The sequence below is a fragment of the Candidatus Angelobacter sp. genome, from assembly GCA_035607015.1.
GTDB lineage: Bacteria > Verrucomicrobiota > Verrucomicrobiia > Limisphaerales > AV2 > AV2.
In genome coordinates, this window is sequence record DATNDF010000112.1 from 1 (window position 1) to 16,479 (window position 16,479).

The following is a 16,479-nucleotide window of genomic DNA, read 5'->3' on the forward strand; positions in this document are numbered from 1 at the left end:
AAGGGTTGGAGCCCCTGGCCGATGAACTGCGTGGCGGCGCTGCCCAGCAACTGCGCTTCGGCGCTTCCGGCACTGTTCTGCGGGATCATCTGCCGGAACTGGCCCGGCACGTGCGCAAGAGATTTCCCAACCTGAAACTGACGCTGCGGGAGGGGCACCAGCCGCAGCTCAAAGCCTGGCTCCAGAAACAGGAACTGGATCTCGCCGTGACCGTGATCGAGGGCAAGCCGCCTCCGGGCGTCAATTCCGCGCCGTTGCTCAAACTGCCTTTGGTGCTTCTCGTCGGAAAAACGAGCCGGATTGCCGGGCCCGGGGAATTGTGGAAGCGGGACAAGATTGACGAAACGCTCATCAGTCTGCCGGCGTATGAGAGCATCCCGAAACACTTTCAGCAGGGCCTCGGCCGCCTGGGTGTTGACTGGTTCCCGCGCATCGAAGTGTCATCGCTGGCGTTGATTGAAACTTATGTCGAGAACGGGTATGGCGTTGGCCTCTCGGTCGCCATTCCCCGATCGAAACTCTCACCCGGAGTTCGCGCATTGCCGTTGGAGGGTTTCCTTCCCGTGACGCTGGCCGCGCTATGGCCGGGCAAAACGACACCCATCATCCAGGCGTTCCTGAACGAATTGAAGCACCGTGCTCAAACACTTTCAAAGTGACCGGCGACCAGATTATCGATATTGATGGAACAACGGCAAAGCGTTGTCGCCTTTGCCGACGAAAAAGGCCCGCCTTTTCCGGCGGGCCTTGACAGAATCAAGCAGCGTCAGGGTTTGCTGATCTTAAAGAAACCCAGGCTGTTTGTTATGGAAGTGGTTGTAGACGGACCGGAAAGGCCCGAAGCAACTGTTGTCCAAGTTGCGGAAGGACTCAGCGAGGCGGATGTCTGCAGCGAGAAAGTGGGTCCTGCGGCGCCGGTCCAAGTGATCGTGAGAGTGGAGCCGCTCTGGCTGATCGAGGTGATCAAAATGTCCGGGGCAAATGCCAAAGTCGTGATGGCTTGCCAGAAGTTGTCCACATCCTGTAAGAGCCCCATCAACGTCGAGTCGCCGGTCGCGAGATCGATCGTGACCAGTTCGCGGGGAAGACCATTTTCCGTCTTGCGAATCGCGTAAACTACTCCCGTCTGGGGGTTCTGCGCAAGTCCGAGGATCCCGCCAAACTCATCACCATTGCCCACTGGACTGCCACCCGGTGGAGGGTGTACGGCAATTTGGGCGAGATTGGTACCAGTAACCGGGTCAATCTCCATGATCCAACCGTTGGTGTTTCCAGAGATAGTGCCGGCGTCATCCCGCCAGGTCCCGAACAATTTGGTCTGCCCTCCGACCTTCATGAAAGCCAGCGCTTTGAGATCTGCAACAGGCTGAAGTCCGTTTGTGTATGTTATTAAATCGTCAGTTGGAATCTGAAAAACCGGCGTGCCGATCTTTGTGCAAGTCATGCCATCAAGCGACATCTTGTAAAGGGCACCGTCGCTAAGATACCAGGAATTCAACTCGGAGGACCAGGCCGTGCCATGGATGCCGCTGGGTTCGTTCGGGCCGGTGATTCGGTTTGTTGGATCGGTCATGGTCGAGTCCCGCCGATACTGGGGCTCCACCCAGGGCGGCACCGGAGCCGGCAGACCAAAGCAGGGTAGAAATAGGCCATCGTTGCCAACATCATTGGCAGCATTATCTGGATTCGGACATGGATTGGCGTTGTAAACCCCGGCCATCGCATGCGTCAGGAGATTATATGTTCCCATGTACTGGTTGTCCTGATAGGCGCCCCCAGCTGTTACGATATTGGGGTCCTGGTCATGGACTTCACGGGTCGGGTCATCCCGGTAAGCACCATCGCCGCCCGTGTGATAAAGCAGGCCGTTCGCGGAGCAATAAGCAATGGTCTGACTGTCTAAAACCCATGGCATTACTGTAACCTGGGTGAGCCTTCCATTGGCAGGGTTGATACGAAACAACGTATGATCCATATGATCCCAAAGATTTGTCCCGGTTTGATCGGAACTCTGTTGCATGCCGGAGATGCCAAACAATGACCAGGTTTGAGCGTAAACAATTCCCGATAATCGGAGCAGGACAACAACGACTGTCAGACGGGCCAACAGAGTTGGGAGGTGGAGTTTTTTCATAGCGATTTTGCCGTTGGGTATTTGCCCTTACTGAGTTCAAGCCGGATTGTCATAAGCATTAGGGCCAAAATCTATTTGAGGCAAGATTTTCCTCTCTTTGTTTAAGCAGGAGTTACCACGACACGGAAAGCCGTGCAATGCTCCGTGCCCTATACGGACCTGGACCCCGCATTGTCTGAAGGAACGTGAAGTTGTAACGCCAATCCCAGCGCCGTGACGCGTTCGGTCTCTGCGTTGCCGGGTCTGCTTCGATCAACACGCGTTTTGGGAATCGATCCTCACAGGTTCGAGTTCGCACTCCCGGCGTGCATACGGGTGGTCAGAGGGCCAAGACGCGGTAGAAACGATTGCTGTTCGTCAAAAGCGGTTCGGAAACCAGGACATTTGTCGGAGCGAGCAGGGGCGTGATATTCTTGAGAACCGCCCAATTCGTAGTAGCGCAATCACCGCCATACAGGACCAAGTAATTGCGATTGGATTCGGCGTTGAAGAAGAATTGAAAGTTGCCATTCGTCATCGGAATGACCGTCAAGGTCGGGGGAAAAGGCCGGGTGAACTGAACCTCAAGCGATGGACGGTTGGTCGCGTAGCTGGTTTCGCGAGATGCGAATTTTCGCACGCTTCTCTCCAAATCTTCCTGGTCGCAAATGAGAATCCACCCGGAATTAGTGACCGGATTGCTCACCCAATCCTGAACGTCGGCCACCAAGTTCGAGTTGGAGGCGAACGCGAAGGTGCCGGTTCCAGTGATGAGGTTCGATTGAGTCACTAAACTGGAATAATCCGGCCCCTCCTCACCCCCCGGAGCGCTCCATGGTGCCGCTGGCGACAAGCGATTAGTCCAAGTAACCGCGCTTTCACTCCAGCCCTGTAAAATTTTGTGCAAACTAAACCAGAGGCCGGTAGTTGTTGGAGCTTGGACAACCGTCGTGGTGAGCGTCGCGGAAGTGACTGTCGCATTTGTTGGAATGTTCGCTGCAACGTTGAACTTCAGGAGGGCGCGATTCATTTTCAACCCCTCATTCGGACCCGTCGTGCCCGAGTCAAGAGTTGGTTGACCGCCCAGTGGTATATCCAGGCTCTTTTCGGAAATTGTTGCATCCTCAGTCGGGATCAAAGTGACGGTGTCGGCGCTCAGGATGTTCGGGGCAAAGATCGTGACAAGAGCGGCTACGATCCCAACAATCTCCTGCCTCGAATGCTGCATATACCATCCTATGACCGCTCGGCGCTTTATTGAAGGTTGGTAGGAGGTCTCAGGCCGCGTCGTGAATGGCTCCTCGCCGTCGCCGAGGCTGCGTCCTCTCTCGAATCATGCACAGCAGCCCGCCCAGTACCAGCAACGACACCGTTCCCGGCTCAGGCGCAGCGGTGATGCTCAGGAGCGGTCGGTCCGCAGCCGTCCCAAAGCTGCGCGAATCAAAAAAATAACTTACCGTGGTGTCTGCAGCCGACAGGCGTAAGCTTACGAGGTCGCCAGCCAAAAGATCGGTTACAAGGCCTGACGATGGGCTCAGTGTGTAGATAAATGTGCCGCTGCTTGAGCCGTCGTGACTGAACGTGCCCAGCGCTTCATCCACACCCGGATTGATGAAAGTGCTTTGCAAGGCCGAGTAGGTTATTCCGCCCGTTCCCGGCGTGTTGGGATTGCCTGTGCCCTCGGTCCAGCCATCGTTTTGCATCCATGTCAATTCAAACGAGCCGGCGTTGTTTGCATTAAAGATCGCATTATTTGGCGCTGCGGCCGAGAGCTGCAAGGTTACGGACTGCACACTCCACAAACCCGCGCCGTAAAGACTGTCGAATGAACTCTTTGCGCCACTCGTGTCGAAGCGCATCACGGATTGAAACTCGCCCTGGGAAGAGCCCGCCGCCGAAACTGCGAGTGCGCCGGCGCCGCCGTAATTATTCGTGGCCAGATTGTTTGCCGGCCCGGTGGTGACAAACGCATCTGCAGTCGGGTTGAGGTTCACTACTGCTCCGCGCACCGGCAATGACGCTGCAAGAGTGATGCCCAGGAGCGCAACAGCCGGGCGCAAAGAATTCCTGATCCGCATCGGCGGTTCATTAACAGTCACTGCCTTCCTTTACAAGAAAGTTGTTGTTTCGTGTTCCTTCCTGCCGTCCCAATGCAAAAGATTTCTTGCCTTCAATTTAGGGATGATCTCAGTAAGGATGGTCTCAGTCATTACGAACACGTTATGAAAAAGCTGTCGTTTTCCTTTCTTGTCTCAACTCTCGTTTTGTTTTGCTTTGTCGCCAGAACGGCCATCATCTCGGTCAACACGACCAATAATGTCAGTCCCGGTCTGAATGAAACGAATCTGGTGATGGCGTTGAGCAGCCTGCATGACGGCGACACCGTCCAGTTCAACATTCCAGGACCAGGGCCGCATTATCTCAAAACGCCAGATGCCGGTTATCCCTTCATCACGAATAGCAGCGTGACTATTGACGGATACAGCCAGCCCGGGGCGTCGCCGAACACAAACACCATCCTCGCATTCAACAGCGCAAAAATCCAAATCGTGCTCGACTCACGCGATGGGCCCGAGCAAAGGACCCGGCTCGGATCTCTTGATGGCTCCGGCTTTTTCGACTCGGAAAGCGCGATTCTCCCTGTTTTCGGGGCGAAGAATTTCAAGATACAAGGCGTGAGCTTTCTTTCCCGGCAGACAGCCGGCGGTTCGTCCGATCCGGAGATTTATTGCATTGCGCTCATCCACGATGCCACCAACGCGCGCATCAGCGGATGCTGGTTTGGACTCGATCCCGACGGAGCGACAGTCGCGGGCGGACGCTCGGCGGTGGCTGCGTTCAAGGACGCTAACGGTGTCAGTGCATCCGGCCTGGTTTTCGGCACGGACGGCGACGGGCAAAACGATCCGGCGGAATTCAACATCTGCATGGGCATGGGAGTGGCCGTCAACCTGGAGACGCCCGACGTCAAAGTGGCCGGCAATTTCTTCAACGTCTTTCCCAGCGGCACAAATTTTCTGGACCTATCCACTGTCGCTCTACTGGACGGGCAGGGCATCGAAGCCATCGAAAACGGCGCGGGCGACAACATGATCATCGGGACGGACGGCGACGGCGCAGGCGACGCGAACGAAAGGAACGTGTTCGGGCCAGTGTATCACACGACCTTTGCCGAATTCCGGGGGCCGGCAACGAACATCACTTTCGCGGGCAATTACGTTGGCGTTGGGATTGACGGGCGAGCGGCTTTTCCCCGTAGCCAGCTCGTGAACAATGTCACTTTGTTCAGCGCCTGGAGTCGGTCCAGCATCCGAGCCGGTTCGAATTTCGACGGAGTCAGCGATGCGCTGGAGGGTAACCTTGTCGATGGCCTCGGTTGCCAGATGGGATCGTGCGACTCGCCAGTCCGCGCGTTCATTGATCTGGACGACAGCAACAACGACAACGACGGCGCGGACGCAGCCCAGATACTCCTCCGGGGCAACACGCTGGTCAACAACGCCAGCGCCGTCCTGATGCAGGACCAGGGCGTGGGCATCGCAACCTATTACTCGACTGTTCTTGCCGACAGCACGAACAATTTCACCACCTCGCTTTCAACGAATGCGTCGGGGACGCAATTGCTGGTCACGATTCCGCCGATGAACACAAACAACTATTCAACTGCCATCGTTGATTTTTATACCGTTGACCCGACGGCGCTGACCCTGCCGGACGCAACGGGCCAGACGAACGTGTTCGTTCAGGGGAAGACTTATCTGGGGTCTGTCATCGACGGTTCAGCGCAGGATCTGGATTCAACGGCGAACCACGTCGCGTATGACATCAGCAACCTGGGCCTCGGCGGCACGACGACCATCGCCGCGCTGGTTACTTATTCCAGGGACTCGAGTCTGGCGACACAAGCGGGACGGGCTGTGACCGCCATTTTCTCGAATCCCGTCACGGTGGCGCCGGTCGCATCTCCGCTGACCGTCACCTTGCTTTCTTATTCGGGCGGAAATGTCACGTTCGCGGTTGCTGGTGGGACGCCGCCCTATCAGTTGCAGGTCCGGACGAATCTTACAACGGGCAATTGGGCTGTATTCGGCACACCTTTCACCATCAGTCCGATAACCTTTCCAGCCGGCGGGGACAGTCAGGGTTTCTATCGGGTTTCCGGCCAGTAAAAAAGGCGCGGGCAACGGCGCCCGCGCCCGGTATCGGTTTTCTTGTTTCGGTCAGAACCAGTATCTCGCGCCAATGCCGCCCGTCACGCCTCCCTGAAGTTTCGGCGTGAAATCAAGCACCGGGCCGACTTCGACAAAGATGTCCAGCGGCAGGTCTTCGAACATGTAACTGAGCCCCACCGGCCCCCGCACGCCGAACCGGTCATCGGCGTTGTCCTGCAACTTCACGCGGAAACCGCCACCGAAATAGACGGGCAGTTTGCCGCGGCCGACGGGAATCCAGTCGAACTTGTGGAACAGCGCGTCGGCATGGAACTCGAAGTTGTTCTCATGCCAGAAGGACCACGCCGCCGCACCGTCAAGCGCGATCTGGTCATTGAGCCAGTATTTCACGGAAACGCCGATCGGCTCGCCGAGGATCAGACCCGCGCCGAATCGATGATCGGGCGCCCCGTCGGACCGGCTCAAGGCGTTCGTTGAGACCTCCGCTGCCTGGGCAAAACCGCCCAGCAGCGCCATCATGATTGCTGTGACGAATAATTTCTTCATAGCGCACTTACTATCGTTCCCTGGGTCCGGTCCGACAACTGTTCGTTCGAAAAAAATCCCCGCCCGGTTCCCGGGTCCGACCCGCTTCTAAACCGGCAGGCTTTACATCCTCAAAGCACCGGTTAGTCTGGAGGCACCGCAGCTTTTCCGCGCCGCTTGACCGCGCCAGCCGGTTGATTTGTGACTAATCGGCCCGTGTACTGTCGAAGTTGGGAACGGCACAAACGGGCTGCAGCGAAGCAGGCGGAACATTGTTCCGGGTCCGGAGTTTAATATTCCGCGGCGGTCCGGCGCAGGGAGATGTTACCGGCGGGTCTGATGCGCGAAATATTTGGCGAAAAATGAACAGGCATGGCGGATGAGGCGTCCATAGACCGATTAACCCCTTTGATGAAACGGTTTCTGCAACCCGGGCTGTGGCCCCTGCTGCTCGCGGTCTGTTTTGTTTTGACCGGTTGTTCCACGCAGCATTATCGAAAATCCGCGGACAAGGAGGCGTACGGCGCGATCGCCCAGAAGTCGCCCCTGGTGAAAAACATGGAGGAACATTTCACCATCGAACAAACGAACCAATTCTTTCTGGAGGGTCTGCCCGCGACGACGAACGTCGAGGAGTTTTTGGGCCGGGACGGCGAGCTGGAGCGCGGGGCCCGCGTCATTTCCCTGGAGAAGGCGCTGGACATTGCGGTCACTCACAGCAGGATTTATCAAAGCCAGAAGGAGCAGCTGTTTCTCGCGGCGCTCGGTCTGACGCTTGCGCGGCATCAGTTCGCCCCCATTTTTTCCGCCGGCGGCACGGCCAGTTACAACGTCAACACCGCCCCGGTGGTTGACACCGTGCCCGACCCCACCGACCCCACGGGACAACGGCAGATTCCCGTCATCAGCGACAACCTGGCGGAGTCACGGAGTTTCAGCGCCAGCGGCCAGAGTCTGGGCAGCATTTTGCTGAGCACCGGCGCGCGTCTGTCCGCCTCCTTCACTTCGGATTTTTTCCGCTATTTGAGCGGTGATCCCGGCACCCGGGTCTCTTCACGCGTCCTGGGGACGCTCATCCAGCCGCTTTGGCGCGGCGCGGGCTACCGGGTGACGATGGAAAACCTGACTCAATCCGAACGCAACCTGCTTTACGCGCTGCGCAATTTCACCCTTTTCCGAAAGCGATTCAGTGTGGATGTGGCAACCGCCTACTACCGCGTGTTGCAGAGCCGGGACGTGGCGCGCAACAGCTATATCAACCTGCAAAGCTCGCGACGGAACGCGGACCGGACGCGTGCGCTCGCGCGCGAAGGCCGGGTGACCCAGGCGGATCTGGGGCGGCTCGAACAACAGGAACTTCTGGCCGAGAGCCAATGGATTGCCGGTCTGAACAATTACAAGCAGGACCTCGACAGCTTCAAAATCCAGCTTGGCCTGTCCACGGACGCCAATATCGTCCTCGACGATCGCGACCTCGAACAGTTGAAGATTGTTCACCCGGACATCAGCGTGGAGGAGTCCACCAAAGTTGCACTGGCGACGCGGCTCGACTATCAGAATTTGCGCGAACAATTCGAGGACGCGGGTCGAAAGATCGGCATCGCTGCGAACGCCCTCAAGGCACAGGTGGACCTGGTCGCATCCGCGGGGATCGACAGCCCACAGGAAAGCTCCACGCGCTTTCCCGTGCCGGACATCAACCGGTACAACTGGAGCGCCGGCCTGAACTTGAACCTGCCGCTCGAACGCAAGGCGGAGCGCAACGCCTATCGGGCTTCATTGATCACGTACGAAGCGGCCCGGCGGACCTTCGAACAACAGGCGGACCAGATCAAACTCGATGTGCGAAATGGCTGGCGCGCCCTGGACCAGGCCAAGCGGAATTATGAGATCAACGAGATCGGCGTAAAGCTCGCCGAGCGGCGGGTGGAGGAGCAGAATCTTCTGGCCGAGCTGGGCCGTGCGCGGGCACAGGACCAGGTGGATGCGCAGAACGCTTTGAACGATTCAAAAAACCAGCTGACCCAGGCGCTGGTCAGCCACACCATCGCGCGCCTGCAATTCTGGAACAATCTGGGAATCCTTTACATCAAAGACAACGGACAATGGGAGGAGGTCGCCGATGCCAAATCGAACTAAACTCTTTACCTTGCTCAAATCGCAACCGCGCTGGCGCGTGGGAGTCTTCATCCTGATCCTCGTGCTCGCCGCCGTCTGGCTGATGAGCGGCGGCAAAGGCACGACGAGCGCCGCGATGTTCACCGCCCGGCGCGGCCCGCTTGATATTTCCGTGCTCGAAGGAGGCAGCATCCAGGCGCTCGAATCACAGGAAATCAAATGCGAAGTGCGGGTGGGCTACCAGGGCACCAAGATCCTGAAGATCGTCGAGGAAGGCTACCAGGTCACGGATGAGGACGTGCGAACCAACAAGGTCCTCGTGGAACTGGATTCATCCGACCTGCAGAAGCAGATCGTCCAGCAGGAGATCCAGTTTCAGCAGGCCGCCGCGTCGCTGACGGATGCCCAGCAGGGTTACGACATCCAGTTGAATCAAAATGTCAGCGACATCCAGGCCGCCGAGCAAAAGGCGCGCTTTGCGCGGATGGATTTCGACAAATTCCTCGGCGACACGGTCACTCAGGGAATCATCGACCAGATCGGCCTGGAAAAGGAACTTGCGGCGGAAGCAGCAAACACGGGCGATCGAAGGCCGCCTGCCGACCAGTCCACGCTGGCCGTGCCGCCCAACAGCGGGCTGATAGTGGCACCCGCCCCTTCGGGCGACGCGCCAAAAACGGTCCAACTGGCCGGCGGAGTCGAGAGGCCCGTTCAATCGCCGCCACTACCCTCCGCGGAACCGGCGCCCAAACCCGACAAACCGCCCGCGGGACAGAATCTTGAAACGGGCCCTATGACCAACGCGCCCGCGAAAAAGATTTTCGTGGATTTTTCGAAATTTGCAAAGATCGAGGCGCTCGGAGACGGCGAGGCGAAACAAAAGCTCCGCAAGTTCGATGACGATTTGCAGGTGGCGCAAAAGGAACTCGGCCAGGCGAAGGCCACGCTGGAAGGCACGAAGCGGCTTTTTGAAAAGGGTTTTGTAACCAAGATCGATCTGGAGCGGGACGATATCGCCTACGAAAACAGCCGGCTCAAAGTGCAGACGGCGGACACGGCGCGCGACCTGTTCCTGAAATACGAGTTCACAAAATCCTCGGAGGAGGCATTGTCGAAGTACGCCGAAGCGATGCGCGAACTGGATCGCGCGAAAAAAGCGGCAATTTCCAAACTGGCGCAGGCCGACGCCAAGTTGAAGTCCGCCCAGGGCCAGTACAACGTCCAGTTGCGCCAGCGGAACGAATTCAACGAGCAGCTCGAAAAATGCGTGTTGAAGGCCAAAAAGGCCGGACTCGTCGTTTACGGCGGCGGCGGCGAGGAGATGTTTTACTACGGCAACCAGGAACCCATCCGCGAAGGCGCCACCGTGCGCGAACGCCAGGCCATCATCACGATCCCCGACATGACAAAAATGTCGGTGAAGGTAAAAATTCACGAAAGCTACATCAAAAAGGTCAGGAAAGGCCAAAAGGTCCGCATCACCGTGGACGCGTTTCCCGATCAGGTCCTCGACGGTGAAGTCACCAAGGTTGGTGTGCTGCCCGATTCACAGAACCGTTGGATGAATCCCGACATGAAGGTTTATCTCACCACCATCACCATCAACGGCACGTACGACTGGATCAAACCGGGCATGAGCGCGAAGGCGGAAATCCTGGTGGACCATCTGAGCGATGTCGTTTATGTGCCGATCCAGTCGGTCGTGCCGAACGAGGGAAAACAAATCTGTTACGTTGTTCACGGACTCAAGCCGGAGAAGCGCGAGGTCGAAGTCGGCCAATTCAACGACGCGTTCATCGAGGTCAAGAGCGGATTGAAGGAAGGGGAAAAAGTTCTGCTGCGTCCTCCGGAAAGCGGTCAGCCGGAAACGAGTGATAAGGCCCCGACCGAGAGCGGAACGGAAAAAGGCAAGCCGGAGCAGAAATCCGCCCCGTCAAAGGCAGCGGCTCCTGTAAAAGTCGGATGAAATGCCCGTTCACCCGTGACCTGCAAATGGAGAAATCGCCAACGCCAGCGTCCATCGTTCAGTTCGACAACATCCGCAAGACCTACCGGATGGGTCTGGTGGTCGTCGAGGCGCTGCGCGGCGTGTCCCTGGGGATCGTGGCTGGCGAATACGTCAGCATCATGGGGCCGTCCGGCTGCGGCAAGTCCACCATGTTGAACCTCCTCGGTTGCCTCGACCGCCCTTCATCCGGCCGTTATCTGCTCGGCTCCGAGGATGTGTCCGAAATGGACGACGACGCGCTCTCCGCCGTTCGCGGCGCCCGGCTTGGATTCATTTTCCAATCCTACAACCTCATCCAGCAACTGACCGTCGTGGAGAACATCGAAGTCCCGCTTTACTACCAGAACAGGCCGGAGGAGGAGAGCCGGACCCTGGCCGCCGAGTACGCTGAACGCGTCGGGTTGGGCAATCGTTTGAATCACAAACCGTTCGAGCTCTCGGGCGGCCAGCAACAGCGCGTCGCCATCGCGCGTGCGCTGGTGAACGACCCGCTCGTCATCCTTGCCGACGAGCCGACCGGCAATCTCGATTCCGCATCCGGCGTCGAGATTTTGAAAATCTTTGACGAACTCCATCAACAGGGCAAAACCATCATCCTCGTGACGCACGACGAAAGTGTTTCGCGCCACACGCGCCGCGCCATTCGCCTCCGCGACGGCCAGGTCGAAAGCGACGTGCGGTCATGAATGAGCATTCGCGAATGACCAGCCCCGCAAGCCAGGAGGAAGGTCCCGCGCGCCGGGACTGTTCGCGGGAGTCGCCCGCCGCCCTGCCTCATGTCTGACACACCTCTCCATTTCTCGGCTTCCCCCCGTGCCGCCCACGGATCGGCTCTCACACGCCTCAACCGCGCCGTGCGGCTGGGTGTGAAGAGTCTTTGGCTGCACAAGCTCCGTTCGCTTCTCACCGTGCTGGGCATCGTGTTCGGCGTCTGCTCCGTCATCGCCATGCTGGCGATCGGCGAAGGCGCGAGCTACGAAGCTCAGGAAACGATCAAAAATCTCGGCAGCCAGAACATCATTCTTCGCAGCGTCAAACCACCGGAAGAACAGAAAGTTTCGGACAAGGGCAGCCAGAGCTACGTGCTCCAGTACGGCCTCACTTACACCGACATCAAGCGCATTAAATCCACGATTCCCGGCGTCACCGTCGTTGTGCCGGGCCGAATCATGCGCGAATACGTCTGGAACATCAGCCGGCGCGTCGACTCCGAAATCATGGGGACCGTCCCGTGGTATCCGCAAATGCGCAACCACCACGTCGCCACCGGCCGTTTTTTCACCGAGGCGGAAATGGAGGACAAGGCGAACGTCTGCGTTCTGGGCGCAGGGATGGTCAAGGCCCTTTTCCCCCTCGAATCGCCTCTCGGCAAAGACGTCCGCATTGGCGGTGATTATTACGAGGTCATCGGCGTGATGGAACCGGTCGGCAAGGCGGCACAACATACCGAAGCGGCCCAGGACAGCGCCCGGGACGCCGCGGAGCGCATGTTCATTCCGCTCGAAACCGCGAAGACCCGTTACGGCGAGATCCTCCGCAAGGTGCGGAGCGGGAGCTTCGAGCAGGAGAGGGTCGAACTCCATGAAGTGACGGTGAAGGTGGAAAAACTGGAGCAGGTCGTGTCCGTGTCGGAGGCGATCAAGCAGCTCATGGAGCGCAATCATAAACGGAAGGATTACGACATTGACGTCCCCCTGGAAAAACTCAGACAGGCCGAACGCACGAAGCAGATTTTCAACATCGTGCTTGGCTCGATCGCGGCGATTTCGTTGCTCGTGGGCGGCATCGGCATCATGAACATCATGCTGGCCAGTGTGACCGAGCGCACGCGTGAGATCGGCATCCGCCGCGCGCTCGGCGCCAAGCGCCGCGACATCATCACGCAGTTTCTCGTCGAGACGGTGATGCTCTCCGGCGCCGGCGGGGTGATGGGAGTGTTGCTGGGCGTGACCATCCCATGGTTTGTCACTCACTTTGCCGGCATGAGAACCATCATCACCTTATGGTCGCCGATGGTCGCCTTCAGCATTTCCGCCATCGTCGGCATCGTTTTCGGCATCTATCCCGCCACACGCGCGGCGCAGATGGATCCGGTGGAAGCGCTCAGGCATGAGTAACGCTGACGCGTGATGAATGTGTTTGACCAAACCTCGCCCAGCGAACGAGGACGTTGCGAAATTTCGAGATTGACCGCAGGGGACAGGAATAATACGCACCGGGCTGTTACCCGAGCTGTCCCGAGAAATCACAGGCCAGGAAATGGCGAAAACTCAACCCGTTCGATTTATGATCAACCCGAATCCTGCATGGCGTGGTCAGGGCTTTCGATTGCTTACCGTCGTTGGCAGGTATTGCCTGGCCGCCATCTTGTTGTGCCTGCTGTTGCATGGCGGCGGGACGGTCGTCCGGGCGTAATCGGACGATTTCAACGGCGGCAACGACACGGGCTGGACACATTACGATCCGTTCAGTGGTTTCGGCGCGCCGGCAACCTACAGCTTCCCGAGCGGCGGCTATCGAATTCAATCGGCCCTCTCCCCGAGTCCGGGCACGCTGGGACCGAGCCGGGCCGGGAGTTTGAGAACGGACCAGACTTACACCGACTTCTCAGTCAGCTACGATCTGGTCGATTGGAACAACTCGCTGAATCAGGCCTTCGGTGTTTTGGGTCGGGTCACTAATCCCGGTCTGGGCACAACGGATGGTTACGCTTTAACATACTCGACCGGTGGTTCCATTGACATTTCCAGAATCACCGGTGAAGCTCCGACCGGGTTGGGGTCGTTCTCGGTTACGCTCAACCCCGCGAACGATTATCGCTTCGTCTTCACAGGGACCGGAAACACTCTCGCCGGCCAGGTTTTCGATCTGAGCGACCTGTCCACGCCTCTCGCGACTGTCACCAGCATCGACTCAACCTACGGCAGCGGCATAAACGGGTTCGTGGTGTTCGACAACTCCGGCGCGGCCACCGCCGACGCAACGTTTGACAACTATGTCGCCACTGTTCCGGAGCCTTCATCGCTCGCCCTGCTGGCGGCTGGGGGCATCGGGTTCATGTTGTTCAAGCGCCGCAGTTCTAAATCGTCCTGCTGAAGACAAATCCGCCCGGTCGGTCCGGGTCGGGCGTACGCCCGTCAGTCGGTTTGCCACCAGGCGGCGACCATCGCGGCAACACGTTTCTCGCTCGACTTCTTGGCCGGTTTTCCCTGCACTTCCGACAATGCTCGTCCGCATAAAAGCAATCGTCGTTCTGGGCTTGCTCTTCGCCGCAACGCCTTGCCGCGCCGCCGTGGGCCTGGTGCGCACCATCGACGAAAGACTCCATTACCTCGGCACGCCGGGCGACCCGGAATGGAAGGAGTTCGAAGGGAAAACACCTGAAGGACGAAAGTTGGACGTTCAGTTCACCGCGCACGCCAACACGAACGAAGGCACGCTGTTCATCCGCCAGCGCGATGTGAAGCTGGACTGGAGTGTGGAACTAAATGGGCGGAAAATCGGGAAACTGTTTCTCTCCGAGCAGGACCTTGTCCAGGCGCTGGCGCTGCCACCCGGCGTGTTGCGCGACGGTGTAAACACCCTTTCAATCATTCCGCCGAAAGAACGCGACGACATTGAGGTGGGCCAGTTTGTCCTGGACCAACGCCCACCGCGGGAGGCGTTGAACGAGTCCACATTGAACATTCGCGTCGTTGACGACGAGAATCAAAAACCTTTGCCCTGCCGCCTCACCGTCACGACACAATACGGTTCGCTGTTTCCGTTTTACATGGAAAACTCCGCGCCCGCCTTCGCCGTCCGGCCGGGTGTCGTGTACACGCCCGATGGCACGGCGCGGATCGGATTACCCTCTGGAGTTTTCAAACTCTACGCTTCGCGTGGTTTTGAATACAGCGTCAGCACTCAGAGTGTCACGCTGCCGCCCGGCCGGACGTATCCGATACACCTGCGACTCAGGCGGGAGGTCCCAACGCCGGGCCTGGTCGCCTGCGACACGCACGTCCACACGTTCACGTACAGCCATCACGGCGATGCCACCGTGGAAGAGCGGATGCTCACGCTGGCCGGCGAGGGCATCGAACTGCCTGTTGCGACAGACCACGATGTTCTGATCGACTACGCGGAACCCGCGCGCAAAACGGGCGTGCAGAATTATTTCACGCCGATCATCGGCGACGAGGTCACCACGGATGCAGGCCACTTCAACATTTTCCCTGTCCAGGCGGGCAGCCGCGTGCCCAACCGTCATCTCACCGACTGGCCCAAACTGATGGGGGAATTGCGGGCGACGCCGGGCGTGCGGGTCGTGGTGCTGAACCATCCCCGCAACATCCACAGCAACTTCCAGCCGTTCGCGGCGAAGAATTTCAACCCGGTCACGGGCGAAAACCGGCGCGGCTTCGAATTCAGTTTTGACGCGATGGAGGTCGTAAATTCATCGGCGTTGCAATCCGACCTGATGCTGACGTTTCGTGACTGGTTCGCGTTGCTGAATTACGGGTATCGCGTCACGGCCGTGGGTTCGAGCGATTGTCACGACGTGAGTCGCTACATCGTCGGCCAGGGTCGCAGCTATGTGATGTGCGACGACGCCGATCCGGGAAGGATCAACGTCGAGGCGGCCTGCCAAAGTTTTCTCAAAGGCCGGGTGCTGGTGAGTCTGGGGTTGCTGACGCAAATGACGGTCGAGGACAAATTCGGCGTCGGCGATCTGGCCACAGGCCTCGGCGAGCTGTTGCGCGTGAGCGTGACCGTGCTCGGACCATCGTGGACCAGCGCGGATCGCGTCGAGCTTTACGCGAACGGCGTGAGGATTCGCGAGCAACAGGTCGAAGCGCCCGTCAGCCCGGTCGAGAAAACACGCGTCACATGGATCATTCCCAGGCCCGCTCACGATGTGCATCTCGTCGCCATCGCCTCCGGCCCGCCGGTGACCGGACCGTACTGGCAGATTCCAAAACCGTATCAACCCAGCTCGCGCGCGTGGGAGCCGCGTGTCATCGGCGCGACAAATCCCATCTGGGTGGACGGCGACGGCGATGGCAAATTTACCGCGCCGCGCGCCTATGCGAGGGAAATCGTCAAACATAGTGGTGGCGACCCGGGCAAATTGATCGCCGAACTCGCGAGGTACGATGAAGCGGTCGCCGCCCAAGCCGCAAGTTTGTGCCAGGCGTCAGGCGGGGACGTGCGTTCCGCGGAATTCGAGCAAACGCTCAAAGGTGCACTCCGGCAGGTGCAACGTGGTTTTGCGGCCTACACGGCCACCCTTCCACCGAAAGCAAATTGAGAGGGGTTCGATTCGGCGGTGTTGCCGGCCGATTGCGCGATGTGAAGCAAGCCCTTGATCGAGTGTGAATCGCGAGGATTCATTGAAACGCATCCGCGAGTCCCCGGCGGGCTGGGATTTTCTTGTGATTGGTGGAGGTGCCACCGGGCTGGGCACGGCGGTGGAAGCGGCGTCGCGGGGTTACAGCACCGTGCTCGTGGAGCGGGATGATTTCGCCAAAGCGACCTCGAGCCGCAGCACCAAACTGATC

General features: G+C 58.7%; 14 protein-coding genes. 10 read left to right on the plus strand and 4 right to left on the minus strand.

All coding sequences use genetic code 11. The features are described from left to right. A partial coding sequence (locus tag VN887_04750; GenBank protein ID HXT39313.1) for a substrate-binding domain-containing protein occupies window positions 1-659 on the plus strand: 659 nt, incomplete at its 5' end. A 107-nt stretch (window positions 660-766) separates the two neighbouring features. On the opposite strand, the gene VN887_04755 is transcribed toward VN887_04750, so the two are convergent. From VN887_04755 to VN887_04765, 3 genes are all read right to left on the minus strand, one after another. Continuing rightward, window positions 767-2,134 carry a hypothetical protein gene (locus VN887_04755; GenBank protein ID HXT39314.1) on the minus strand — a complete coding sequence of 456 codons (1,368 nt, stop codon included), beginning with the start codon at window positions 2,132-2,134 and terminating at the stop codon, window positions 767-769. 319 nt (window positions 2,135-2,453) lie between these two features. Beyond that, window positions 2,454-3,341 carry a DNRLRE domain-containing protein gene (locus tag VN887_04760; GenBank protein HXT39315.1) on the minus strand — a complete coding sequence of 296 codons (888 nt, stop codon included), beginning with the start codon at window positions 3,339-3,341 and terminating at the stop codon, window positions 2,454-2,456. Window positions 3,342-3,390: 49 nt separating this feature from the next. Beyond that, window positions 3,391-4,191 (minus strand): hypothetical protein, encoded by an 801-nt coding sequence (locus tag VN887_04765; GenBank protein HXT39316.1) that lies wholly within the window; start codon window positions 4,189-4,191, stop codon window positions 3,391-3,393. A 144-nt stretch (window positions 4,192-4,335) separates the two neighbouring features. Here VN887_04765 and VN887_04770 point away from each other — a divergent pair, with 144 nt between their 5' ends. Next, window positions 4,336-6,282 carry a hypothetical protein gene (locus VN887_04770; GenBank protein HXT39317.1) on the plus strand — a complete coding sequence of 649 codons (1,947 nt, stop codon included), beginning with the start codon at window positions 4,336-4,338 and terminating at the stop codon, window positions 6,280-6,282. A 51-nt stretch (window positions 6,283-6,333) separates the two neighbouring features. On the opposite strand, the gene VN887_04775 is transcribed toward VN887_04770, so the two are convergent. Next, window positions 6,334-6,831 (minus strand): hypothetical protein, encoded by a 498-nt coding sequence (locus VN887_04775; protein ID HXT39318.1) that lies wholly within the window; start codon window positions 6,829-6,831, stop codon window positions 6,334-6,336. Window positions 6,832-7,221: 390 nt separating this feature from the next. Here VN887_04775 and VN887_04780 point away from each other — a divergent pair, with 390 nt between their 5' ends. The 8 genes from VN887_04780 to VN887_04815 all read left to right on the plus strand — a co-directional run. Beyond that, a complete protein-coding gene (locus VN887_04780) occupies window positions 7,222-8,949 on the plus strand; it encodes a TolC family protein (GenBank protein ID HXT39319.1) in 1,728 nt (575 codons plus the stop codon). Then, complete coding sequence (locus VN887_04785) at window positions 8,933-10,894, plus strand: HlyD family efflux transporter periplasmic adaptor subunit (protein HXT39320.1); 1,962 nt, start codon at window positions 8,933-8,935, stop codon at window positions 10,892-10,894. The genes VN887_04780 and VN887_04785 overlap by 17 nt, the downstream gene beginning before the upstream one ends. An 89-nt stretch (window positions 10,895-10,983) precedes the next feature. After that, entirely contained in the window at window positions 10,984-11,622 is a 639-nt protein-coding gene (locus tag VN887_04790; GenBank protein ID HXT39321.1) for an ABC transporter ATP-binding protein, read from the plus strand. Between the two features lie 90 nt (window positions 11,623-11,712). After that, window positions 11,713-13,053 (plus strand): ABC transporter permease, encoded by a 1,341-nt coding sequence (locus VN887_04795; protein HXT39322.1) that lies wholly within the window; start codon window positions 11,713-11,715, stop codon window positions 13,051-13,053. Window positions 13,054-13,222: 169 nt separating this feature from the next. Further along, window positions 13,223-13,351, plus strand: coding sequence for a hypothetical protein (locus VN887_04800; GenBank protein ID HXT39323.1), 129 nt, complete (start codon window positions 13,223-13,225; stop codon window positions 13,349-13,351). 162 nt (window positions 13,352-13,513) lie between these two features. Further along, the gene (locus VN887_04805; GenBank protein ID HXT39324.1) at window positions 13,514-14,032 is read left to right on the plus strand and encodes a PEP-CTERM sorting domain-containing protein; all 519 of its coding nucleotides are present in this window, start codon (window positions 13,514-13,516) and stop codon (window positions 14,030-14,032) included. Between the two features lie 127 nt (window positions 14,033-14,159). Further along, entirely contained in the window at window positions 14,160-16,229 is a 2,070-nt protein-coding gene (locus VN887_04810) for a CehA/McbA family metallohydrolase (protein HXT39325.1), read from the plus strand. A 64-nt stretch (window positions 16,230-16,293) separates the two neighbouring features. Further along, window positions 16,294-16,479, plus strand: a 186-nt coding sequence (locus tag VN887_04815; protein HXT39326.1) for an FAD-dependent oxidoreductase, incomplete at its 3' end; no start/stop codon positions are given.